This is a genomic window from Pseudomonas sp. 65/3-MNA-CIBAN-0223 (genome assembly GCF_040310425.1).
GTDB classification, from domain to species: domain Bacteria; phylum Pseudomonadota; class Gammaproteobacteria; order Pseudomonadales; family Pseudomonadaceae; genus Aquipseudomonas; species Aquipseudomonas gregormendelii.
Genome location: NZ_JBEOPV010000314.1, coordinates 1 through 242 on the forward strand (window position 1 = coordinate 1; position 242 = coordinate 242).

The window sequence follows — 242 nt, forward strand, 5'->3', positions numbered from 1 at the left end:
CGGCCAGACACGCCTGACGGCCGGCGCCCGCTACGACCGCATCAGCGCCGACGCCCGAGCCAAAGGCAACGGCCCGTCGTTTAGAACCAGCGGCCTGGACAGCACCGACCACAACCTGTCGTGGTCGCTGGGCGCGCTGCATCCGCTGACTGACACCCTGAACCTCTACGCCAACGTCGGCCAGGCCTACCGCGCCGCCGACATGCGCGAGCCCTACGACGATGCGCCGCGCGGCGACGGCA

The 242-nt window shown here is 71.1% G+C and carries 1 protein-coding gene; it reads left to right on the forward strand.

The window, feature by feature from the left end:
- Positions 1-242 (forward strand): TonB-dependent receptor domain-containing protein (locus AAEZ09_RS29035; RefSeq protein ID WP_350601776.1); only part of this gene is annotated, 242 nt, incomplete at both ends.